General features: G+C 70.6%; 18 protein-coding genes and 1 tRNA gene. 5 read left to right on the top strand and 14 right to left on the bottom strand.

From position 1 onward, the window contains the following. Window positions 1–82 precede the first annotated feature (82 nt). From ACRWK8_RS20210 to ACRWK8_RS20225, 4 genes are all read right to left on the bottom strand, one after another. Window positions 83–3,070, bottom strand: coding sequence for an NB-ARC domain-containing protein (locus tag ACRWK8_RS20210; protein WP_431872174.1), 2,988 nt, complete (start codon window positions 3,068–3,070; stop codon window positions 83–85). 298 nt (window positions 3,071–3,368) lie between these two features. Further along, window positions 3,369–4,922 (bottom strand): tripartite tricarboxylate transporter permease, encoded by a 1,554-nt coding sequence (locus tag ACRWK8_RS20215; protein ID WP_378737273.1) that lies wholly within the window; start codon window positions 4,920–4,922, stop codon window positions 3,369–3,371. A 1-nt stretch (window position 4,923) separates the two neighbouring features. Continuing rightward, window positions 4,924–5,520, bottom strand: a complete 597-nt coding sequence (locus ACRWK8_RS20220; protein ID WP_378737271.1) for a tripartite tricarboxylate transporter TctB family protein — start codon at window positions 5,518–5,520, stop codon at window positions 4,924–4,926. Further along, window positions 5,517–6,509, bottom strand: coding sequence for a Bug family tripartite tricarboxylate transporter substrate binding protein (locus ACRWK8_RS20225; protein ID WP_431872177.1), 993 nt, complete (start codon window positions 6,507–6,509; stop codon window positions 5,517–5,519). Before ACRWK8_RS20225 ends, ACRWK8_RS20220 begins: the two co-directional genes overlap by 4 nt. A gap of 286 nt (window positions 6,510–6,795) precedes the next feature. Between ACRWK8_RS20225 and ACRWK8_RS20230 the strand changes: the two genes are divergently transcribed. The 3 genes from ACRWK8_RS20230 to ACRWK8_RS20240 are packed head-to-tail and all read left to right on the top strand — an operon-like array spanning window position 6,796 to window position 9,655. Continuing rightward, the gene (locus ACRWK8_RS20230; protein ID WP_378737267.1) at window positions 6,796–7,590 is read left to right on the top strand and encodes an IclR family transcriptional regulator; all 795 of its coding nucleotides are present in this window, start codon (window positions 6,796–6,798) and stop codon (window positions 7,588–7,590) included. Next, window positions 7,587–8,813, top strand: a complete 1,227-nt coding sequence (locus tag ACRWK8_RS20235) for a CaiB/BaiF CoA transferase family protein (RefSeq protein WP_378737265.1) — start codon at window positions 7,587–7,589, stop codon at window positions 8,811–8,813. The genes ACRWK8_RS20230 and ACRWK8_RS20235 overlap by 4 nt, the downstream gene beginning before the upstream one ends. Further along, entirely contained in the window at window positions 8,810–9,655 is an 846-nt protein-coding gene (locus ACRWK8_RS20240) for a citryl-CoA lyase (RefSeq protein ID WP_378737263.1), read from the top strand. Before ACRWK8_RS20235 ends, ACRWK8_RS20240 begins: the two co-directional genes overlap by 4 nt. Window positions 9,656–9,718: 63 nt before the next feature. Here the strand turns inward: ACRWK8_RS20240 and ACRWK8_RS20245 are convergent, their stop codons facing one another. From ACRWK8_RS20245 to ACRWK8_RS20255, 3 genes are all read right to left on the bottom strand, one after another. Next, on the bottom strand, window positions 9,719–10,207 hold the full coding sequence (locus tag ACRWK8_RS20245) for a DinB family protein (RefSeq protein ID WP_378737261.1): 489 nt from the start codon (window positions 10,205–10,207) through the stop codon (window positions 9,719–9,721). A gap of 29 nt (window positions 10,208–10,236) precedes the next feature. Further along, complete coding sequence (locus ACRWK8_RS20250) at window positions 10,237–10,926, bottom strand: SAM-dependent methyltransferase (RefSeq protein WP_431872180.1); 690 nt, start codon at window positions 10,924–10,926, stop codon at window positions 10,237–10,239. Window positions 10,927–11,003: 77 nt separating this feature from the next. Next, the gene (locus tag ACRWK8_RS20255; protein ID WP_378737257.1) at window positions 11,004–11,588 is read right to left on the bottom strand and encodes a helix-turn-helix domain-containing protein; all 585 of its coding nucleotides are present in this window, start codon (window positions 11,586–11,588) and stop codon (window positions 11,004–11,006) included. 557 nt (window positions 11,589–12,145) lie between these two features. Between ACRWK8_RS20255 and ACRWK8_RS20260 the strand changes: the two genes are divergently transcribed. Further along, window positions 12,146–12,982, top strand: a complete 837-nt coding sequence (locus tag ACRWK8_RS20260; protein ID WP_431872183.1) for a DNRLRE domain-containing protein — start codon at window positions 12,146–12,148, stop codon at window positions 12,980–12,982. Between the two features lie 368 nt (window positions 12,983–13,350). Here the strand turns inward: ACRWK8_RS20260 and ACRWK8_RS20265 are convergent, their stop codons facing one another. Then, on the bottom strand, window positions 13,351–13,974 hold the full coding sequence (locus ACRWK8_RS20265; RefSeq protein ID WP_431872185.1) for a dihydrofolate reductase family protein: 624 nt from the start codon (window positions 13,972–13,974) through the stop codon (window positions 13,351–13,353). A gap of 125 nt (window positions 13,975–14,099) precedes the next feature. Between ACRWK8_RS20265 and ACRWK8_RS20270 the strand changes: the two genes are divergently transcribed. Beyond that, window positions 14,100–14,495, top strand: a complete 396-nt coding sequence (locus ACRWK8_RS20270; protein ID WP_431872187.1) for a DUF7691 family protein — start codon at window positions 14,100–14,102, stop codon at window positions 14,493–14,495. A 112-nt stretch (window positions 14,496–14,607) separates the two neighbouring features. Here the strand turns inward: ACRWK8_RS20270 and ACRWK8_RS20275 are convergent, their stop codons facing one another. The 6 genes from ACRWK8_RS20275 to orn form a co-directional block, all read right to left on the bottom strand. Then, window positions 14,608–16,542 carry a hypothetical protein gene (locus tag ACRWK8_RS20275; protein ID WP_431872189.1) on the bottom strand — a complete coding sequence of 645 codons (1,935 nt, stop codon included), beginning with the start codon at window positions 16,540–16,542 and terminating at the stop codon, window positions 14,608–14,610. Continuing rightward, window positions 16,539–17,681 carry a 5'-methylthioadenosine/S-adenosylhomocysteine nucleosidase family protein gene (locus ACRWK8_RS20280; protein WP_431872191.1) on the bottom strand — a complete coding sequence of 381 codons (1,143 nt, stop codon included), beginning with the start codon at window positions 17,679–17,681 and terminating at the stop codon, window positions 16,539–16,541. Before ACRWK8_RS20280 ends, ACRWK8_RS20275 begins: the two co-directional genes overlap by 4 nt. Continuing rightward, window positions 17,678–18,406, bottom strand: coding sequence for an NUDIX hydrolase (locus ACRWK8_RS20285; RefSeq protein WP_431872193.1), 729 nt, complete (start codon window positions 18,404–18,406; stop codon window positions 17,678–17,680). The genes ACRWK8_RS20280 and ACRWK8_RS20285 overlap by 4 nt, the downstream gene beginning before the upstream one ends. Window positions 18,407–18,621: 215 nt before the next feature. After that, window positions 18,622–19,377 (bottom strand): 3-oxoacyl-ACP reductase FabG, encoded by a 756-nt coding sequence (gene fabG / locus ACRWK8_RS20290; protein WP_431872195.1) that lies wholly within the window; start codon window positions 19,375–19,377, stop codon window positions 18,622–18,624. Between the two features lie 106 nt (window positions 19,378–19,483). Next, window positions 19,484–19,559: transfer RNA gene (locus ACRWK8_RS20295), tRNA-His, on the bottom strand. Between the two features lie 67 nt (window positions 19,560–19,626). After that, on the bottom strand, window positions 19,627–20,277 hold the full coding sequence (gene orn, locus ACRWK8_RS20300; RefSeq protein WP_378737242.1) for an oligoribonuclease: 651 nt from the start codon (window positions 20,275–20,277) through the stop codon (window positions 19,627–19,629). Window positions 20,278–20,327 lie beyond the last annotated feature (50 nt).

Consider the following 20,327-nt stretch of genomic DNA (forward strand, 5'->3'; position numbering starts at 1 on the left):
CCGGCCCGTGTGACACCGGGGCTCCGCACCGCGAGGTGACTCGCGGTGCGGAGCCCCTCTCCGTGCCCGGGCCCGGCCCCGCTCAGTAGCTGCTGTTCTCGACCTCCGAGAGCAGGGCCCCGATCCACGCCACCATCCACCCCGGCACCACCCCCAACCGGACCCCCTCCTCCGCGATCTCCGTGGCCCGGTTGAGGATGCGCCGCGCCTCCAACTGGTCGCTTCGGACCACGATCGCGGCCAGCAGCCGCATGGCCCGCAGCTGACCCGAACGATGCCGCAAGCCCCGGTACCCCGCGATCGCCGCCCGCGCCAGCTCCTCCGCCTCGCCGAGCCGCCCCGCCTTGTGGAGCGACTCGGCGGCCATACGCTGGGCCCGTGCCTGCCACCACTTGTCACCCAGGTCGCGGAACCCCCGCGCGGCACGCAGGAACTCCTCCTTGCCCTCGCCCTCGTCACGGGCCAGCAGCACCTGGCCCAACACCAGGCAGGTGCGCCAGCGCCCCCAGTCGTCGCCGATCTCCTCGAAGGAGCGCTCCGCCTCGCGTAGCCGCTCGACCTGGCGCTCACCCCGCCACGTGTCCCTGAGCGTCCCGCGCCGACGCAGGAGTCCGCGCGGCGGGCCGGGCTCGGCGCACCGGTACGCGTACTCCGGGTAGCCGTCGACGAACAGCTTCTCCACTGCCCTCCTCTGCTGTTCGGGCCAACCCGCCTTCCGCGCGGTCCGGTAGCGGCGGTCCCGTTCACGCTGGGGGCTGAGCAGCAGCTCGCACTTCTCCGCCGCCCGGTTCAGTTCGTTGGTGGGCAGCTGCCCCAGGGAACGCAGGTAGCGGGCCCGGTACCAGTGTTCCTCGGGCGCGTCGGTCAGCCGCTCCAGGCCGTCGGAGAGCACGAACCAGGCGTTGAGCGGGTACTCGCGCAACCGCAGCACCTCCCCGCGCTGGAGCCGCACCCGCGCCCACTGCTCGGGGACGTCCCGGGAGCCCTCGAGCAGGGACTCGGCTTGGGAGAGCAGGTCGTAGGCGCGTTCGAGGTGCCCCTGGAACCGGTCCACCTCGGCCAGGTTGCACAGGGTCCGCGCCCACCACCAGTGGTCGGTGTGCTCCTCGAAGGTCCGCACCGCCCGCTCGATCTCCGCCCGCCCGTCGTCGAGGTCGCCCCTGCGGTACAGGTTGACGCCGACCGCCCGGTGTGCCCGCGCGGACCAGCGCGGATCCACGGGCGGGTCCAGCTGTTCGAGGACGCGCAGGGCGGTGAGCGCGCGCTCGTAGCCCGTGTCGTGGTCGCCCTGGGCCCCCACGACCTCGGCGCGCTCCAGGAGGGCCACGCCGTAGGAGAAGGGGTCGTCCATCTCCAGGGCCAGCGCGGTGGACTGCCGGGTGGCCTCGCCCACGGCTCCCCAATGCCTGCGGCCGGAGCGGGACAGCACCGTGAAGGCCCGTCGCAGTCGGAGTCCGCGCTCGGGTGAGCGCCGCCCGTCCCCCTCCGGCGCGGTCCACCGGAAGCACACCTCGAACCCCCGGCGCTCGGACTCCAGCCAGGCCAGCGGATCGGCCGGAGCCCGCACGACGGCCGGGGCGTCCCCACCCTGCCCGACCCGGCCGGGGACGGGTGAGCCGAAGCTCCACTCGTGTGGCGCGGCGGCTCGGGCGGTGGCCTCGGCGAGACGTTCGAAGGCCCGGAGCAGGCGGTCGACTGAGGTGCGCAGCCGCTCGGCCGACCAGTCCGGCCGCTCGTCCTCGGGCACGCCGAGCACGTGGGGGCCCGCAGCCAGCAGGGTGTCACGGACCCGGTCGTGGAGCTGGAACCGGTCGAAGCCGCCCGCACGGTACAGGTACGTCACCAGGTAGCGGTGGCTCATGTCCCACAGCATCCGCCCGCCCTCCTCCTCCTCGGTGTCGAGCAGCGCGGCGGCGGCCCAGGGCGCGAAGGTGGTCAGTCCGGCCCCGGCCAACCGGTTCAGGAGCAGACGCTCCTGGGGCGTGCACTGCTGGAGGCCGAAGGCGAGGGAACGGGCCACGGCCCGGGGTCCGGGAACGTCCAGGGTGCTCATACGGTCCAGAAGGCTCACCACATCCGGACCGTTCTCCAGGGTGAGCTGGGTGCCCGCCAGGCACAGGGCCAGGGGGAGGCCGTGGCAGGCCGAGACCAGGTCGGGAAGGGCCCGCCGATCATCGGCGGACAACCCCCGGCCCGAAGCGCTGACCAGGCGGTCGACCAGCTCCAGGCCCTCCGGCGGTGACAGCGGGGCGAGTCCGCGCCGCAGCATCGGCGGCGGAGCGTCGGGGAATCCCGAGCGGCCGGTGATCAGGACGGCGCAGCCCGGACCACTGGGGAGCAGCGGCTCCACCTGGGCGTAGTCCTTGGCGTTGTCGAGGACGACGAGGAGCCGTCGCCCCTCCGTAGCGGTCTTCCACGTACCGGCGAGGTCGTCGAGGGCGGCACCGTCCGCGGGGCGCCCGCCGAGTTCGGCGGCCATCTGGGCGAGGACCTCCTCTGGGCGCCGTGGCTCCCGCCGTCCCGATGAGTCGTGGTCGGCGCCGCCGTAGAGCTCGAACTCCAGCTTGCCGTCGGGGAAACGGTCGGCGACCCGGGCCACGATCTGGGCCGCCAACTGGCTCTTGCCGGTGCCGCCCTCCCCGGTGATCGCGATGACGAGCGGTCCTCGGAGGCGCCGTCTCCGCTCCTGCCCGAACGCCCGGCGGGCGAGCCCGCGGGGCCCGGGGCGCGGGAAGCGGTCGAACTCCGCCAACAACTCCGCCATGAGTGCGGCGTGCCCCGTGAAGTGGTCCACGGGCGGGGGGAGGCGTCGGCGCAGAGCCGGCCGCTCTCGCGGCCCCGACCCCTGGGGCAGGCGTTCGAGCAGGGCCTGGGCGGTGACGGCGGTGCCGGTGCCCAGCAGCCCCACCAGCGCGAGCAGCAGTCCACCGTCGCCCGGGACCAGTTCCGGCACGCTCTGGGCCACCGTCCCGAGGCCGACCATGGTCGCGAGGACCCCGACCACCCCCGTGTGCAGCGGACGCCACCGCCGTTGCGAGGGAACACCCAGGTCTTCGGGCCGTCGGCGCACAGTCGTCCTCCGTGACCCCCAGGACTCCGGGTGTGCCGGGCCCGTGGGGGTTGGCGAGCCCGGCAGTGAACTGATCCTGGTGTGCCTGCGCCCCGGTGTCCAGACCCGGGGGGACCGGTAGCCCGGCATTCACCCCTCGGTCACCCCCAGGGCGCACGGTCCGCGTTCCGTGCGAGCCGTACCGTCCCGGGCGCGTGCCGGACCGGCGTCGCGGCACGAACCACCCCCACTCCGGGCGCACGGAGACGAGACGCCGAAGCGAACCCGCCCGCGCCCCTCGGGGCACGGGCGGGCGGGGTCACGCGGTCGGGGAGGTCGTCCGATCCGAGGGTGCGTCCGCGCGTCTGGCCGCACGCATCCGCGCCACCACGACGATGCCGACGGCCAGGAGGATGACGGCGTAGATGCCCAGGGTGATGGGGCCGGTGAACATGACTCCGACGTCCCCCTGCCCGATCGCCAGCCCACGGCGCAGCTCGGTCTCCGCGAGGGGGCCCAGGATCACGGCGATGAGCACCGGGGCTACGGGAATCGCGTACCTGCGCATCATGAACCCCAACAGGCCGAGGAGGATCAGCAGCCACAGGTCGGTGACCGAGTAGGAGGAGGCGTAGACACCGAGCACCGCGAATCCGGTGATCCCCGCGTACAGGTACCTCTTCGGGATCAGCAGCAGCTTGGCCCACAGCGGGGCGAAGGGCAGGTTGAGGATCAGCAGCATCACGCTGCCGACGAAGAGGCTGGCCAGGAGCGCCCACACGAGGTCGGCGTTGCGCTCGAACAGCAGGGGGCCGGGCTGCATGCCGTACTGCTGGAACGCGGCCAGCATGATGGCGGCGGTGGCTGACGTCGGCAGGCCCAGCCCGAGGAGGGCGCCCATGGCGGTGCCCGCCGTCGCGCTCGCGGCGGCCTCCGGGGCCGCGACACCCTCGATGGCCCCCTTGCCGAACTCGTCGGGGCGCCTGCCGCGCCGGGCTCTCAGCTGGGAGAGCTTGCGCTCCGTGCCGTAGGCCAGGAAGGTCGGGATCTCCGAACCTCCGGCCGGGATGGTGCCGAAGGGCAGACCGAAGCCCAGGCCGCGCAGCCAGGCGGGGACGGCCCGACGCAGGTCGCCGCGCTTGAGCCAGAGGGTCCCGCCGGTCCTGACCAGCTGCGCGTCGTCCCGTTCCCGGTGGATCCGCGAGGCGACGTGGAGCACCTCGCCCAGAGCCAGCAGACCGACGGTCACGGTGACGATACCGATCCCCTCGAACAGTGAGGGCACGCCGAGGGTGAACCGCGCCGCGCCGCTCTGCGCGTCGATGCCGACCATCGCGATCGCCAGACCCAGGGAGAGGGCGATGAGACCGCGGACCATGGACTGGGCCACCACCGCGGAGGTCGCCACGAACGCGAAGACCGCCAGGGCGAAGTACTCGGCGGGGCCGAACCGCAGGGCGATGTCGATGATGACGCCGGAGAAGAACGCGACCACCGCCGTGGAGACCACCGCGCCGAGGAAGGCCCCGATCGCGGAGGTCGCCAGCGCCTGGGAGGCCTTGCCGCGCAGGGCCATCCGGTGGCCCTCGATCGCGGTGGCGATCGCCGAGCTGTTACCCGGCGTGTTCATCAGGATGGACGTGGTGGAGTCGCCGAACAGCCCGCCGTAGTAGACGGCGGTGAACATGATGAAGGCGCCCGTGGGGTCGAGCTTGAACGTGACCGGGAGGAGGAGGGCCACGGCCATCGCCGAACCCAGGCCCGGCAGGACCCCGACCGCCGTGCCGAGGACCACGCCGACGAAGGCCCACAACAGGTTCTCGGGGGTGAGGGCGGAGGCGAAACCGCCACCGAGGAGTACGAGTGTGTCCATGTCAGAGCACCCCGCCCAGGATCCCCGAGGGGAGGTTCAGGCCCAGGCCCGCGACGAACGCGAGTTGGACGACCGCCGAGTAGACCAGTGCCACCGCCGCCTCGAACAGCGAGCGCCGACCCCCGAACGCCGTACTCACACCGAAGAACAGCAGGGCGCCGGACAGCAGCCAGCCGAGGGGCTGCAGCAGCAGGGTGAAGGCGACGACCGCCCCCAGCACCAGACCGACCGTGCGCCAGTCACTGTGGGTGGCGGTGCGCCGGGCCTCCCGGCCCTCGACCAGCTCACCGACGATCCCGGCGGACTCCGCGTCCGGGTCCGCGTCGGTCGGAGGGACGGCCGGTTCGCGGGCGACCTGGACGATCAGCAGCGCTCCGAGCACCAGCATCAGTCCGGACACCAGGCCGGGGAAGAGCTGGGGGCCGGGCCCCGTGGAGGTGTCCGGGACGTGCATGGCCATGGTCTGCGCGCCCAGGAAGGCACCGACCCCGATGACGAGCAGGCCGACGAAGACCTCGCTGCGCCCCCGCAGCCAGGCACGGGCCGGGTGGGCCGCCCGCGACGACGCGGGCGGCGCTGATTCTCTCTGTGGGTTCATGACAGCCCCAGGTCCTTGGTGACGTCGGTGATGCGGGTGATCTCGTCCTTGAGGAAGGCCTCGAACTCCGGACCGGACTGGAAGGTGTCGTCCCAGCGGTTGCGTTCGAGGGTGTCCTGCCACTCGGGGGTGGCGACCATCTCCTCGACGATGGCCGTCAGCTCCGCGCGCTCCTCCTCGGTGATCCCGGGCGGCGCCATGAATCCCCGCCAGTTGGGGAGTACGGCGTCCACGCCCTGTTCGGGGAGGGTGGGGTGGTCCTCGAGTCCGGTGACGCGTTCGTGGGCGGAGACACCGAGGACCCTGAGGCTCCCGGTCTCCACCTGGTCGCTGAACTCGTTGTAGCCGGAGACGCCGACGTCGATGCTGCCCGAGAGCAGGGAGGTGAGCGCCTGGGCGCCGCCCGCGAACGGGATGTAGTTGACGTCGGTCGGGTCGAGTCCCTGCGACTGGGCCGCGAGTCCGGCCAGCAGGTGGTCGGTGCCCCCGAGCGAACCGCCGCCCACGGCCACCGCGCCCGGGTCGTCCTCCCAGGCCTCGATCAGGTCGTTCATGTCCCGGAGGGGCGAGTCGTCGCGGACCACGAAGACCTCGTAGTCGTCGGCCACCCGTGCGATGGGGACGACGTCCTCCAGGGTCTGGGCGGAGTCGTTGACGATGATGCCGCCGATCATGACGGTCCCGGTGGTCATGAGGGTGGTCGCCTCGCCCTCCCGACGCACCGTCTGCGCGAGACCGATGGTGCCCCCCGCTCCGGGCAGGTTCACGACCTGGGTGTTGGCCACGACGTCGTTCAGACGCATCGCGTGCTGTGCCTCCCGTGCGACGAGGTCCCAGCCGCCGCCCGGGTCGGCGGGCACCACGATGTCCACCCGGGCGCGGGCCTCGGAGCCGTGCGTCTGCGAGAGCGCGGCGTTCGCCGCGGCGGCACCCACGACGAGGGTCGCGCACACGGCCCCCACCGCACGCAGGGTGCGCTGCTTGTCCATCTTCACTCCCTCTCGACCGCAGTGGTCCACCAGGTGGACCACATGGGCCGCTGATTGGTTCAGAGAATGATGCAAATCACGTGAAGGCGTGTCAATGCGTCCGGGACATCTTTCCTTAACGAAGTCGTCACGCCAGGGCGGGTGCGTCATGCCTGGCAGGGGTCCTGTGGCGATGGAGTCGGAGGGGGTTCCTCTGGCGGTTCCTGCTGCGGTGGGTTAGCCTGACCCCCAGAACGACCATCTAGTAGACCAATGAGTCCACCAGGTGGACCACGAGGGGAGAGTGATGGCCGGGGACACCGAAGGGGGAGTGCGCAGCGTGGTGCGCGCGCTCGACCTGCTGGACCTCTACGACGAGAGGAACCAGCGCTACACCACACGCGAACTGGTGGAACTGACCGGACTGGCCAAGACCACCGTCCTCCGCCTGGTCGGCACCCTCGAACAACGCGGGTTGCTCTGGTCCGGTTCGGACGGCCGTGTCGGAGCCGGACCGGGGCTGCTCCGCTGGGCGCGCCTGGCCCACGCCGTCTGGCAGGTGCCCGAGTCGATCCGTGTGATCATGCGTGACCTCACCGTCGAGACCTCCGAGACCGTCAACCTCTACGTACGCGCGGACACCGTCCGTGTCTGCGTCGCGCAGGAGGAGGGCCCCCAACGGCTCCGACACGTCGTGAACACCGGTGACGAGATGCCCCTCTGGGGCGGAGCGGCCAGCAAGGTGCTCCTGGGAGGTGCCCCCGAGTCAGTGGTCCGCAGGGTCGCCGCGGCATCCCCGCACGGACCGCAGTACGTCGAGCGCCTGTTCACCGAAATCGCCGAGGCTCGCGCCCGGGGGTTCGCGGTCAGCCACGGCGAGCGCGAACACGGCGCCTCGGGTGTCGCCGCCCCGGTGAGCGGCTCCGGTGCGGGCCCCGGGCCCGTCGCGGCACTGGCCGTCGGCGGGCCCACCGCGCGCTTCACCGAGGCCTCCGTCCGTGCCTTCAGCGGCGCTGTGCGCGAGGCGGCGGAACGCATCGGCCGGATCGGATTCGACCCGGGGTCGGAGAACGTGGCGACCGAGGACGAGGAGAACGGATGAGCACCGCGACGGCCGCGCGGGAGCCGCTCCCCCTGGCAGGGATCCGCGTCCTGGACCTGACCAACGTGCTGGCCGGCCCCTACGCCGGATACCAGCTCTCCCTGATGGGCGCCGACGTGGTCAAGGTGGAGGTCCCCGGCGCGGGTGACCTCGCTCGACAGCTCGGAGCCTCGTCGGAACTCAACGAACGACGCGTGGGGGCGTCCTTCCTCGCCCAGAACGCGGGCAAGCGGTCCCTCACCCTGAACCTGAAGTCCCCGGAGGGGTGCCGGGTCCTGAGCACCCTGGTCAGGGACGCGGACGTGCTGCTGGAGAACTTCCGGCCGGGGGTCATGGAACGCCTGGGCTTCGGCTGGGAGACCCTGCGCGACCTCAACCCGGGCCTGGTGTACTGCGCCGTGTCCGGGTTCGGCTCCGACGGACCGCTGAGCGACCGGCCCGCCTACGACCAGATCATCCAGGGACTGTCCGGGATGATGGACGCCACCGGGACGGAGGAGACCGGGGCGCTCCGCGCGGGCTTCCCGATCGCGGACGTCCTGGGCGGACTGGCCGCCGCCTTCGCCGTTGGAAGCGCCCTCGTGCGGCGTGAACGCACGGGGGAGGGCACCCGGCTGGACGTCTCGATGCTGGAGACCGCCATCACGGCCATGGGATGGGGGGTCTCCAACTACCTCTCCGCGGGGGTGGAACCCTCCCGCATCGGCAACGAGAACGCCACCGCCGCTCCCTCGGGCACCTTCACCACGGCCGAGGGCACACTCAACATCGCGGCCAACAAGCAGGAACAGTTCGAGACCCTCTGCCAGCTCCTCCGGGCCTCCGAGCTCGTGACCGACCCGCGCTTCGCCACCCGGGAGGACCGCAAGGCCCACCGGGTCGCGCTCCGCGACGAACTGGAGGAGCGCCTGGCGAGCCGGAGCGCGCGGGACTGGGAGGTGGTCCTGTCCGAGGCGGGGGTCCCCGCGGCCCGCGTCCTCAGCGTCCGCGAGGCCCTCGAACTGGACCACGTCCGACACCGGGGCCTGGTCCGCACCCTGCCGTTCCCCGGCCGGGACGACCGCGAACTCCGTGTCCTGGGCAGCGGCGTGCACGTCGACGGAGCCTCCCTGGGGCCCGATCGATCGCCACCCCTCCTCGGGGAACACACCGACCAGATCCTCCGGGAAGCGGGCTACGAACAGAGCGAGGTCAACGCGCTCAGAGAGGCGGGTGTGGTGTGAGCGCTCCTGACACCCCGAGCATGACGCACGAGGAGATCGGTGACTGGTGGTCGACCTCCCTGACACGCGTCGCCCCGGGAGAGATCGAACTGCGGGGCTACCCCGTGCAGGACGTCATCGGCCGCCACGGCTTCGTCGAGGTGGTCTGGCTCATGCTCAGGGGTGAACTGCCCGAGCCCGCCCAGGCCCGCATGCTGGAGTCCGCGCTGGTGTCCGGGGTCGACCACGGGCCCCAGGCGCCCTCCATCGCGGCCGCCCGGATGGCCGCCACCTGCGGACTCGGACTCAACAACGCGGTCGCCAGCGGGGTGAACCTCCTGGGGGACGTGCACGGTGGCGCCGGCCAGCAGTGCGTCGCCCTGCTGAACGAGATGGCGGAGCGGCGCTCCGACGGCACCGGCGCCGACGTCGTGGCCGAGTCGATCGTGGCCGAGTACCGGGAGAGGGGCGGCTACGTCCCCGGATTCGGGCACCGCTTCCACCCCAGGGACCCCCGCCGCGACCCCCTCCTGGACATGGTCCGCGAGGCGGTCCGCGAGGGGGTCGTCGACGCCGGACCGCTGGAGTCCGCGCTCGCCCTGGAGAAGGCCCTGGAGGGGCGCCGGGGCCGAGCCGTCCCGATGAACATCGACGGGGCCACGGCCACCGTCTACGCTTCCCTCGGCTTCGCCCCCGAACTGGCCCGAGGGCTCTTCGTCCTCTCGCGGTCCGTCGGCATCCTGGCCCACGCCTGGGAGGAGGGCAACAGCGGCGCGAGGATCAAGGGTCCGCTCCCGCGTGCGGTCCTCGCCGGGTACACGGGCCCGGCCACCCGGCTCCCGGGCGGGGTCCACGCCGACTGAGACGGGCGACCCGGCCGGTGCGAGCACGCACCGGCCGGGTCGCGGGGCCGGTCGGCAGGGCGTTCAGCGGCCGGTTCGTCCGTCGATCCGCTCGCGGAGGATGTCGAGGTGCCCCGCGTGACGACCGGTCTCCTCGATCATGTGCGCCAGGGACCATCGCATCGACGGCGCGGTCCGGCCGCGGCGGCCGTCGTGCGCGGGTCGGCCGAGGTCCGTGCAGGCGGCGATGGCCGCGTTCGCGGCGGTGACGGCGTCGCGGTAGCCCTGGAGCACCTCCTCGGCGGTCCGGTCCGGGTCGGCATGGAACGTCGCCGCCCAGTCACCGGTCTCCTCACCGAGGAACACGTGGCGCTCGACCCGGGTCAGGTGCGCGATCAGACCGAGCAGGTTGGTCCCCGACGCCACGCCGGGGGTGCGCAGGTGTTCCTTCGGCGCCCCCTCGAGCTTGGAGATGACGCTCTCGCGCAGGTAGTCCAGGAATCCCGTGAGGACCTCCCTCTCCCCGGTTCCGGTCCTGGGCGGCGGACGGTCGTGTCGTGACGCGGCGGACATGGGGCCTCCTTCGTGGATGGTGCGGGCGCTCAGGTCGGTTCGGGAGCCGGTGTCGTCGGTAGTCGGCGGCGTGCCGCCACCACGTTGTCGGCCACCGTCGCGGAGCGGCCGTCGGGGCCGTGCGCGAGCCGGGTGCGCCGTTCGGCCACGACGGCGGTCCACTCCGGCCCGAGGCCGAGTGAGTGCCACAGGTCGTCCACGGTCGGGTGCTCGTCGTGCCGGTTCCATGACCAGGGCGCGCTCGAAGCGTGGTCGATGACGAGCAGCAGCCCCCCGTCGCGTACCGACCGCGCGGCCGCGCGCAGGACCGCGTCCCGGTCGAGGTCCGTCGTGGCGTGGAAGTAACTGGCGTGGACGAGGTCGAGGGGACCGGTGTCGGGCGCGGAGGACGCCAGGTCGTGGGGCTCCACGTCGAGGAGTTCCCCGACCCCCGCCAGCCGGGACCGTTCGGCCAGGACGTCGAGCACGTGTTCCGAGACGTCCACCGCCGTGACCCGCCACCCCCGCGCGGCCAGCCACAGGGCGTCCCCGCCGCGTCCGCACGCGAGGTCGAGGGCGTGGGAGACTCGCGGGCGCGGAGCCGGTACGAGCGCCAGCTCCTCCGCGAGCGCCACGAGGGCCGCGTTGGGCGGGGGAGGGGGCGTCGAGGGACTCTCGTCGCCGTACTGCCGGTCCCAGAACTCCCGTGCGGGAGAGGGGACCCCGGTTTCGGATCGCATGACGCCCATGCTGGGCGGCGGGGACCGATCCGCGCACGGTTCTGTGCGGATCTGCAACGGCGTGGGTGCGTGGTTCCTCAGGCGCCGTGCAGGTGGATGCGTTCGCCCTGGGTCCCGAAGATCGCGATGACCTCGGCCACCGCCCGCTCGGCGGGGTTGCCGATCCAGTGCGGGGTCCGGGTGTCGAACTCGGCCGCCTCCCCGGCCCGCAGCAGCACGTCCTGTTCGGATCCGAGGACCAGACGCACGGTTCCGGTGAGGACGTAGAACCACTCGTGGCCCTCGTGCGTGCGCAGCTCGGGAGCTGGAAGGGTCCGGGACGGCGGATAGACCACCTTGTACGCCTGGACCCCGCCCGCGCGCTGTGTGAGCGGGACGAACGTCAGGCCGAAGCGGCGCACCGGGTGCAGGTGGACGCGCGGGTCACCCACTCTGGGGGCGTCCACGAGCTCGCCGATCGGCACCTGGTGGGCGCGGGAGAGGGGGAGCAGCTGCCCCAGGGTGGGCTGGAGCCGCCCGGTCTCCAGGCGGGAGAGCGTGCTCGGTGAGATGCCAGTGCGCTCCGACAGTTCGATGAGGGTCAGCTTCGCCCGCCCTCGCAGCTGGCGCAGTCGGGCACCCACGGCTCGGAGCACCTCGGTGTCGGGGTCGTTGCCTTCCATGTCCGCAACCTATCTCGTGGCGCGGCCCCGATCTGGGGAGGCGGTGGAGCGGCCCCCTGTCGTCGGTTTTCGGTTTGAAACGAACCGTATTTTGGTTCTTGCCGAATGCGGGACAGCGGAAAGCGAAGGGTGGTGTCGACTCCCCGGGTGGACTCCAGGGGTCCTCGTTTGTCTTGTGGGATAAAGGTGGTTTTGGTCCGCTCGTATGTCCCTGTTGTTTGTCGGTTCGGGTGTGAATTTGGTAAATTCCTCTTAGTCGAACGCGAGGCACGAAGCCTCGCGGAATTGCTTTCGGTCGTAGTTGGAATGTGTAGGCACTAACCGTAATGCGTCGTACCCTGACCCGCGCGACGGCGGCCTGTGCGACCTATGCCCTGGTTGTCTCGCTGGGGGTGGGCGCACCCGTCGCGGCTGACGAGAAAGCCCCCATCGTCAAGGGGGGTGCTCCGGAATCCGGTCTGATCGGGGCCTCCCCGGTCGGGGGCGGCCCATTCGGTGGGGTGGGAGTCCACTCCGAGGAGGACCCGTCCGCGATCGCGCACGACGACGGTGGTCGAATGGCGTCCGTGAGTTCGCTGTGGACTCATGTGGACCGCGCATTTCCGGACCAACCCTCCAACATGGCCGAAAACGGGAGTCTGGGGACGGGGCGCCTCGCCTGGGATCGTGTCTACACCCGCAGGGCCCTTTTTCGTTTCCCGGTGGAACTCGGTTCCGAATCCGTGGTGGAATCCGCGGTCCTGCGCGTCGACGTGGCATGGTCCTACGACTGTGAAAGCGACTCCGTCGTGGAGTTGCACCGGGTCGACCCGTTCGACGAGAACACCACCTGGAACGACCAACCGGCGTCCCGGGGACTGCTCGACACCCGGAACGTGCGGGGCGGGCACACCGCCTGCCCGCTCCACGGCGGTGTGGAGTTCGACGTGACCGAGGCCTACCAGCGGGCCCTGGACGACGGAGAACACCACCTCCACCTGAGGCTCGGGGCGGCGGACGAGTCCGGGAGCACCGCCTGGCGGCGCTTCGACGTCGAGGACCACCCCCCGGCCCTGGTGGTCGACCACGGCCCCGCGCCGACCGGGTACGTCGCGCCCTCAGAGAGGGCCGCCCCGTGGGACGGCCTCGTCCCGCCGGACGACGACCCTCCGAACCCCGTCCCGCCCCCCGTGGTCCCTGTGACGATGGGAATCGGTGACGCCCTCCTCCGGGGCCACGACGGCCCGTCCAGCAGCGATCCGGTCCGGTCCCCTCGGGCGGAGCGGACGGACCACGCGATCGCCTCGGACGGCCACCGGTGGGCAGGCGAGACGACCCGGGCCCGGGGACCCCCATCCGCCGCACCCCTCAAGGACCGAACCCGCGGTGGGGCTACCGGGGGAATCGGTCGATGAAGGACGACACCCCTCTCCTCCGATGCTTCGTCCGGTCGGGCGGAGGAACGCGTCGGCGGCCCGTGGGGGAGCACCGTGGTGGGAGGCTCCCCGGCGGCCCGGGAGTACGTACCGTTCACGCACCGGTCACACGGCGCAGTGGTCGTGCGCGGCGGACGGTCCGGCTCCTCGCCGGTCGGAGAGGTGGTCGTCCCACAAACCGGACGTGCCCGAGGCGGAACCAGGTGGGGTGACGCCTCGGGAAGCCGCGGAGGCCCGTTGTCACCTGTGTGTTTGGGCGCCACAGACGTGCTTCGGGCCGCCGCGGACGTTCGCGTGCCAGGAAACGCCCAGAGGGGGCGCTCCGGGCGTGCTGCCGCGACGTGCGCTCAGGTGAGCGCGTCGACGCCCTCGTAGTCTGCCAACGGAGCCGTTCCGGTGGTGGCGTACTCCAGCAGGACCAGACCCGAGGGGGTGTGCTCCCGCCCGACCAGACGGAACCCGGTGCTCTGCGAAGGGTGTGTGAACAGGCGGCGGCCCTCACCGACCACGGTGGGGGCGACGACCAGACGAACCGTGTCGACCAGACCCGAAGCCACGAGGAACCCCCCGAGCCGGGCGCTGCCGTGGATCTGCAACTCACGCCCGGGCTGCTCCCTCAACCTCGCCACCGAGGTGACCGGATCCCCGCCCAGCACGGTGGTGGGGGCCCAGGAGCCCTCCGCGAGGGTGGAGCTCACCAGGTACTTGGGCAGCGAGTTCATCCGTACCGTGAACGGATCGGGTTCGGTGATCTGCGGCCAGTCACGGGCGAAGGCCTCATAGGTGCGTCGGCCGAACAGCAGCCCGTCCGCCTGGTCCAGCCACTCCGACGCGGTCCTCACGAACGCCGCGTCCATGAAGGGCACGAACCAGCCGCCCCGCGTGAAGCCCTCCGAGACGTCCTCGTCGGCCGCCCCGGGGCCCTGGCTGACACCGTCGAGCGAAACGAACTGGGTGAGGGTGATCTTCACGCTGGCTCCTCTCCGACGGCCGCGCCCGGGCCGACTCGACGCCAGTCTCACACGGAGGGCACCGCCGTCCCCGTCTCCACGCCGCGAGACCCGAACTGTCACAGGGGCTCCCTATCGTTCGGGGCATGAGTTCAGGACTGATGGCCTTCAGTGTCGACATGGACAGGATCTCCCGCCCCGCCTCCGAGACGGTGCGCTCGCAGTGCGAGATGTACGGCAGGTTCCTCGACAACCGCTGCTTCTACCCGGTGAAGTACTGGTGGCTCGAGGAAGTGGACCAGACCCTCTCGGCCCTCGGCGTGAACGAGGTGCGGGTCGAGTACCTGGCGGGCGACCAGGACGACGGCGACTCCTGGTCCGCCAAGTCCGTCAGTCTGGCCGACGAGCAGGCCCGCGCGGTCACCCCGGAGCGGATCGCGGCGATCGAGGACCCCTACATGCGTGAGGCGGTCACCGCGGTCCTGGGCTGGATCCGCACCGCCGCCGGCCGCGGACACGGCATCATCGGCTTCTTCCACTGACGCCGACCCCGGTCACCCGGTTCGCCCCGCTCTCCGCTCCCTGCGGTGTGGGGTGTGGACCCGAGGGCTCCACACCCCACACCGCACCGACTGACTTCGGTGGACGTTGGGATCAGGCCGCGGTACCGGGGTCGGTCTTCGATTCACGATCGAACCAGGTCTTCCCCTCCGCGGCGATGCCTTCGAGGATCCGGAGCGCGTGCGGGAATCCCGCGGCTTCGAGGTCTGTCTGGGCCGCTGCCTCCCGGTTCCTCGGATCCGGTGTGGGATCGTGCGAGGCCTCCGAGACGACGAGGCTCTTGACGGGACCGTTGGTCAGCGTGATGTTGAGCGTGTGGCGGTGCTCGCTGGAGATGTCGACCCACACTGAGGAGAACGCGTCGAAGCGGTAGTTGTGGCGTCCGGTGTCGTGCGCCTCGCCACCCACGAAGTCGAGGTTCGCTGTTGCTTCGCGGACCCCTTCTTCAGTGACCAGGAAGACCCTGAGCTGGTACGCGGAGTAGCGCCACGGCCCAAGGGTGACCTTGGCACTCCTGCACGGCTGGTTGGGCGCGTGCAGGTCGGCGACGGCGACGACCTCGTGCCATTCCAGCCTGTAGTGGCGCAGCGTTCGGGAGAGGAACAGGTTCTTGTCGGCCTCGAGCCACTTCTCCATCTCGGCTTCCGTGGGCCTGAGCTCCCGAAGTGTGGTCCTCCACTGCTCGCGGGCCTCCTTACGGGCCTTGAGGATGACCTCGCGTTCCCGCGACTCCTCGACCCAGCGGTGCCGATCGCTGTGGATGCGTAGCCAGAGGGGAACCGAGTGTTTCGAGGCCAGCCCCGCCAGGACGACGCAGGGGATGGTCAGCAGGGATCCCGTGAGGGCGGTTTGCAGGACGAACAACGCGCTCACGCCCGAGAGCAGGCACAGAGCCACACACGAGACCTTCGTCCGGGTGTCCAGCGCGCGGGTGTACCCCGGTCGCTGCGTTACCCCTTCGCTCCAACGCTGACACGCGTCCTGCGCCATGAATCGGAGGAGCCAGTTCACCCGGCCCGATCGGACGTCGCGCTCGTGGTAAATCCGGGTGACCTCGTCGCTCAGGGCCCGTCGGACCTCTTGCGTCGCTTCCAACCAGGCGGAGCGGTTCCGCGGGTCGGGGGCGAACCTGTCGAAGTAGTGGTGGAGAGCGTAATCCACCTGGGTGCCAAGGAACAGGGGTGGACGATCGTGGTCGGCGGTCCGCCATCGCAGGGGGGCCGCACGCCGTGAATGGTGGTGCCAGCGTGCGACGTGCCAGGCAGCCAACGGAACGAACACGAGGGTTGAGAGGCTGGCGAGCAGGGAGCCGAAGCCGAGCGCGATAACCAGTACGAGGACGAGGGGGGCCAGGGTCGCGACCGCCAGGACGACGGCCCTGAACTGATCCTTGCCGGTGGTCGACTTCGGTTGGGGGTGCGCCGCCCTCGCCTCAGCGGGCTCGGGTTCGAAGTAGGCCCAGATCCGGTTGGCCCTGTCTCCGGAGGTTCTGTTCCTGTGTGCCGTCTCCAGGTACTTGTCCCACACCCCCTGCTTCATACTGCCGGTCAGAACCACGCTCAGGTGACGCATGACGAGTTCGCGCTGCGTCTCGGGCAGGTCGTGCAGCTTGGCCACCGCGACACCGGGGTCTCCTCCGGAACCGTTCACGCAGGACAGGACCAGGAACACCACGTTCAGGGCTTCGTTCCACTCATCCTGCGCCTCTGGGGACAGTCGGTGGGAGAGTTCGCTCAGTGTCGCGCGGTTCTGCTCGTTCAGATCTCGGTAGGAGCGCTTGCTCAGCATGGCCAGCACCAGGTAGAGACGTACCTCCGGGCTCTCGTGGTGCCCCCCGGCCAACGCTTCACGGATGTGGCTCAGGGCCCTGTCGGGAACTCCGAGCTCGAGGTACCTCACCCCGGCTTCGAAGACCTTCTCGGGGGGATCGTGCTGATTCACGGTGATGTTCGAGTCTCGGATGGTGCCGGCCTGGACCCCGACGTTCGAGTTGCTTCCGGCCGTGTTGACGGTTTCGGCCCAAGTCATGAGAGTCCCTTCACTGCGGTGATCAGCGACGCCACCTTCGAGGACAACGAAGCGAGGTCCCCGAGCAGGCCGAGCAGGCGTTTCAGGGCCAGGAGGGACGACTTCCTGCTCGTGGGGGTCGCTTCCTCGAGCCCCTTGCTCGCGATGTCGATCTCCTCTGACGCGGCTTCGTGGAGCGCCCCGTCGAGTCGTCCTGCCTCGCGCTCCTGCGACAGCTCCTCCCGCAGCTCGGAGAGCCTTGTGGGGATGGTGCTTTCGGTGGGCTGGTCAGCGGGGGCGACGGAGACGTGGAAGGTCCCACCGCTCACGTGTCCCGCCTGGACGCCGACGCTGCCATGAGCGGTGTTGGTGACGTTCCCGGTGCCTCGGAACGCATCGTCTCTTCGCATGTTGGGGGGCTCCTCTCGGCGAACGATCTCCTCGGCCAGTGCCAGAGCGAAGGCGGCGGCGTTCGCGGCCGCGATCGGCTGCCAGCTCAGATCCGAGGCGGTGGCCTTTCGGCCGTCGGCATGGTCACTGATACCGCGCACGACTCCGACCGGGGTCGAGCTGAGGTGCCCGGCCTGGGCGATCCCCGCGCCCTCCATCTCGACGGCGAGAGCGTCGTTGAAGGTCTGTCGGATCCAGGCCGCCTCTGGGGAGACGCGTGAGTTCTGGACGACCTCTCCGGCCGCGACGGGGCCGAAGTGCACCCGCGGCCGTGGCTCCGTCCTGGGGGCCCAGGAGTCGATCCTGGCCAGGTGAGCGGCGGTCTGGCTGAGTCCATGGGGCGACTCCCAGGCGCGGGGCCGGGCCTTGAACCCGTCGTCCTCGCTGGTCCCGCCGTGGTACGCGTACACGTGTGTTCCGAAGACCACGTCACCGAGCGGGGTGTCCCACAGGGCCCCGGCCACACCCACGAAGAGGAGCGCGACGGGTGAGAACTCCTGGATGGCCCGTTCGGTCAGGACCGCGGAGGACTGGTTGCCCTTTCCGGTGAGTCCCAGGACGGCGGATCCCTGCCCGCCGGGCAGGGTACCGATCTCGAAACGTGTGCCTCTGGGGTGCAGGTACGTGCGGGGGTGGGACAGTCGTTCGCGTACTGCTTCGTATTCCAGGTTCAGGGCAGTCAGAACGACCACGAGGTCGTCACTCGTCATTCTCTCTCGCTCTGAGGTTGGGGGAGGGGGCGCATCATCGGGGGTCGCAGGACCCTCTGGGGTCCTGCCTTGAAGAGCCGGGCGGGTCTTCCCTTGGTCGTGCGTTTCTTCGGTCCGGCTGGAACGAGGTAGCCGTTGACGGCCTGGACCTTGCGGTAGAAGTTGCGCGAGTCGATCTCGAAGCCCCACACCGCCTCGTAGACGCGCTGCAGTTCGGTGATCGAGAAGGTCTCGTTGCAGAAGACCGTGGCCAGGGAGGTGTGTTCGATCATCGTTCGGGCGCGTTCCAGGCCGTCCTCGAGGATGTCCCCGTGGTCGAACGCGAGACCTCGATGCCCGGAGGTCAACTCCTCGACGGGGTACCAGGCCGCCGCCGACGCGTCCGTGCCCGCCTCCGGCTCGGGTAGTCCGGGAGCCACGGCCAGATAGGCGACGGAGACGATCCGTCCGCGGGGGTCCCGCCCTGGGCGACCGTAGGTGCCCAACTGCTCCAGGTGCAGGGTCGTCGCGTCGAGTCCGGCCTCCTCCCGAAGCTCTCGACAGGCCGCGTCGAAGAGATCCTCACCCTCGTCGGAGATGAAACCGCCGGGGAGCGCGAGCTCGTCCTTGTGGGGTTCGATACCTCTCTCGACGAGGAGCACCTGAAGGAGCGAAGACCGCAGCGTGAGGATCACGAGGTCGACGGTCAACAGGACGGGGGGAGGCTGCCAGGTTTCTCTCGGCATGCGGTGAGACTAGCTTCTCGTCACTTCAACGAAAAGCGGTTTCGCAAAATTGGTGCTGATGATCGTGCTGAGTCCGGAGCGCCTGAGATCAACCTCTGTGGCCTGTGCTGTCGGTGAGGACTGCGGACCGCGGGACGGTGAGACTCACCTCGTGCGGCGTACTCCGAGCACGCCGATGGCCCTGGTTCTCGGATGAGGGCCACCGTGGTCTGTTCTCACTCGGGAGTCGCGAAGGCGCCGCCGTCCTCGGGCAGCACCTGGCCGCCGTCGACCACGATGGCCTGACCGGTGATGAACGAGGCCCCAGGACCCGCGAGGAACAGACAGGTCGCGGCGATGTCCTCCACCTCTCCCACGCGCCCCAGAGGGATCGCCGCACGCATGCGCTCGAGGTATTCGGGCCCCATGTCGTTCAGGCCTTCGGTGCGCACGTTGCCCGGAAGTACGGCGTTGACGGTGATGCCCCGTGGCGCGAGCTCCAGGGCGGCGCTGCGCATGAACCCGAGCTGGGCCGCCTTGGTGGCGCCGTAGTGCGTCCACCCCGAGTATCCGGTCAGCGGTCCGGTGATGGAGGAGGTGATCACCACGCGTCCCCGCTCCGAGGCCGTCAGGGCCTCGATCGCGGACTGCACCGTGAACACCGTGCCCTTGAGGTTGGTGTCGATGACCCGGCCCAGTTCGTCCTGGTCCATCGACACCAGCGGGGACGAGGGGAAGACGCCGGCGTTGGCGCAGACCACGTCCAGACCGCCGGTGCTCCGCACGGCCTGTTCGACCACGCGCGCGCAGTCCTCGGGATCGGCCACGTCCCCGACGGCCCATTCCGCCCCCGGAACGCCATGGGCGGCCTCCCGTGCCCTGGCCTCGTCACGCCCGACGATCAGTACCCGGTCCCCGGCCTCCGCGAACGCCCGGGCGATGCCGAGCCCGATCCCTCTCGTGCCGCCGGTCACCAGAACCGATCTGCCCACGGTCGCCTCCTGTCGTTGGACCGGTGACGGTCGTACCCCGCCGAGGGCCGCGGAACCCCCGGGAACGCGAGAGGCCCTGATCCGCTGGATCAGGGCCTCTCGACTCTGGGGTGAGTGACGGGACTTGAACCCGCGACTTCTTGGACCACAACCAAGTGCTCTACCGGCTGAGCTACACCCACCACGTGCGCCGGGCCTCTCGGCCCTGCGTACGTATGAAATTCTAGCGGACTCCGGGGAGTGCTTCGATCAGTTTTCCGGCTGGGGGGTGTGGAGAGCCGCGTCACGTGCGATCAGGCCGGTGCCGTCGGCGACGACCTCGGCGGCGATGGCGCGGGCCGTGGCGGAGTTCGGGCCGGGCTCCGGGACGAAGGCGGCCGCGCGGAAGTACCGCAGCTCACGGATGCTTTCGGTGATGTCCGCGAGCGCCCGGTGGCCGCCGTTCTTCTCCGGGCTCGCGTAGTAGACGCGCGGGTACCAGCGGCGCAGGAGCTCCTTGATGGAGGACACGTCGACCATCCGGTAGTGCAGGAAGTCGTCGATCCGGCGCATGTCCCGGGCGAGGAAGGTGCGGTCGGTGGCGATCGAGTTGCCGCACAGCGGCGCCTTGCGGGGCTCGGTCACGTACTGGCGGATGTGCTCCAGCACGCGGTCCTCCGCCTCCTGGAGCGTCACGCCCTTGTCCAGCTCGTCCAGGAGCCCCGACGTGGTGTGCATGTTCCGGACGAAGTCGCCCATCCGGTCCAGGGCCTCCTGCGGGGGTTTGATCACGACGTCGACACCCTCGTCGAGGATGTTCAGCTCACCGTCGGTGATCAGACAGGCCACCTCGATCAGCGCGTCGTTCTCGAAGTCGAGGCCGGTCATCTCGCAGTCGATCCACACCAAACTGTCATTCATACCGGTCAGCTTAGGGGTTCTGAACGCGAACGGGGGCGGGGGGGGGGGAG

The sequence above is a fragment of the Nocardiopsis eucommiae genome, assembly GCF_965344335.1.
In the GTDB taxonomy this organism is placed as follows: Bacteria; Actinomycetota; Actinomycetes; order Streptosporangiales; family Streptosporangiaceae; genus Nocardiopsis; species Nocardiopsis eucommiae.

What these genes read in the sequence shown, in the direction of transcription:
- ACRWK8_RS20225 (WP_431872177.1), bottom strand. Translation starts at nt 6,509, where the DNA reads ATGGACAAGCAGCGCACCCTGCGTGCGGTGGGGGCCGTGTGCGCGACC.
- ACRWK8_RS20260 (WP_431872183.1), top strand. Translation starts at nt 12,146, where the DNA reads ATGGCGTCCGTGAGTTCGCTGTGGACTCATGTGGACCGCGCATTTCCG.
- orn (WP_378737242.1), bottom strand. Translation starts at nt 20,277, where the DNA reads ATGAATGACAGTTTGGTGTGGATCGACTGCGAGATGACCGGCCTCGAC.
- ACRWK8_RS20285 (WP_431872193.1), bottom strand. Translation starts at nt 18,406, where the DNA reads ATGCCGAGAGAAACCTGGCAGCCTCCCCCCGTCCTGTTGACCGTCGAC.
- ACRWK8_RS20230 (WP_378737267.1), top strand. Translation starts at nt 6,796, where the DNA reads ATGGCCGGGGACACCGAAGGGGGAGTGCGCAGCGTGGTGCGCGCGCTC.
- ACRWK8_RS20280 (WP_431872191.1), bottom strand. Translation starts at nt 17,681, where the DNA reads ATGACGAGTGACGACCTCGTGGTCGTTCTGACTGCCCTGAACCTGGAA.
- ACRWK8_RS20220 (WP_378737271.1), bottom strand. Translation starts at nt 5,520, where the DNA reads ATGAACCCACAGAGAGAATCAGCGCCGCCCGCGTCGTCGCGGGCGGCC.
- ACRWK8_RS20270 (WP_431872187.1), top strand. Translation starts at nt 14,100, where the DNA reads ATGAGTTCAGGACTGATGGCCTTCAGTGTCGACATGGACAGGATCTCC.
- ACRWK8_RS20235 (WP_378737265.1), top strand. Translation starts at nt 7,587, where the DNA reads ATGAGCACCGCGACGGCCGCGCGGGAGCCGCTCCCCCTGGCAGGGATC.
- ACRWK8_RS20245 (WP_378737261.1), bottom strand. Translation starts at nt 10,207, where the DNA reads ATGTCCGCCGCGTCACGACACGACCGTCCGCCGCCCAGGACCGGAACC.
- ACRWK8_RS20255 (WP_378737257.1), bottom strand. Translation starts at nt 11,588, where the DNA reads ATGGAAGGCAACGACCCCGACACCGAGGTGCTCCGAGCCGTGGGTGCC.
- ACRWK8_RS20215 (WP_378737273.1), bottom strand. Translation starts at nt 4,922, where the DNA reads ATGGACACACTCGTACTCCTCGGTGGCGGTTTCGCCTCCGCCCTCACC.
- ACRWK8_RS20275 (WP_431872189.1), bottom strand. Translation starts at nt 16,542, where the DNA reads ATGACTTGGGCCGAAACCGTCAACACGGCCGGAAGCAACTCGAACGTC.
- ACRWK8_RS20250 (WP_431872180.1), bottom strand. Translation starts at nt 10,926, where the DNA reads ATGCGATCCGAAACCGGGGTCCCCTCTCCCGCACGGGAGTTCTGGGAC.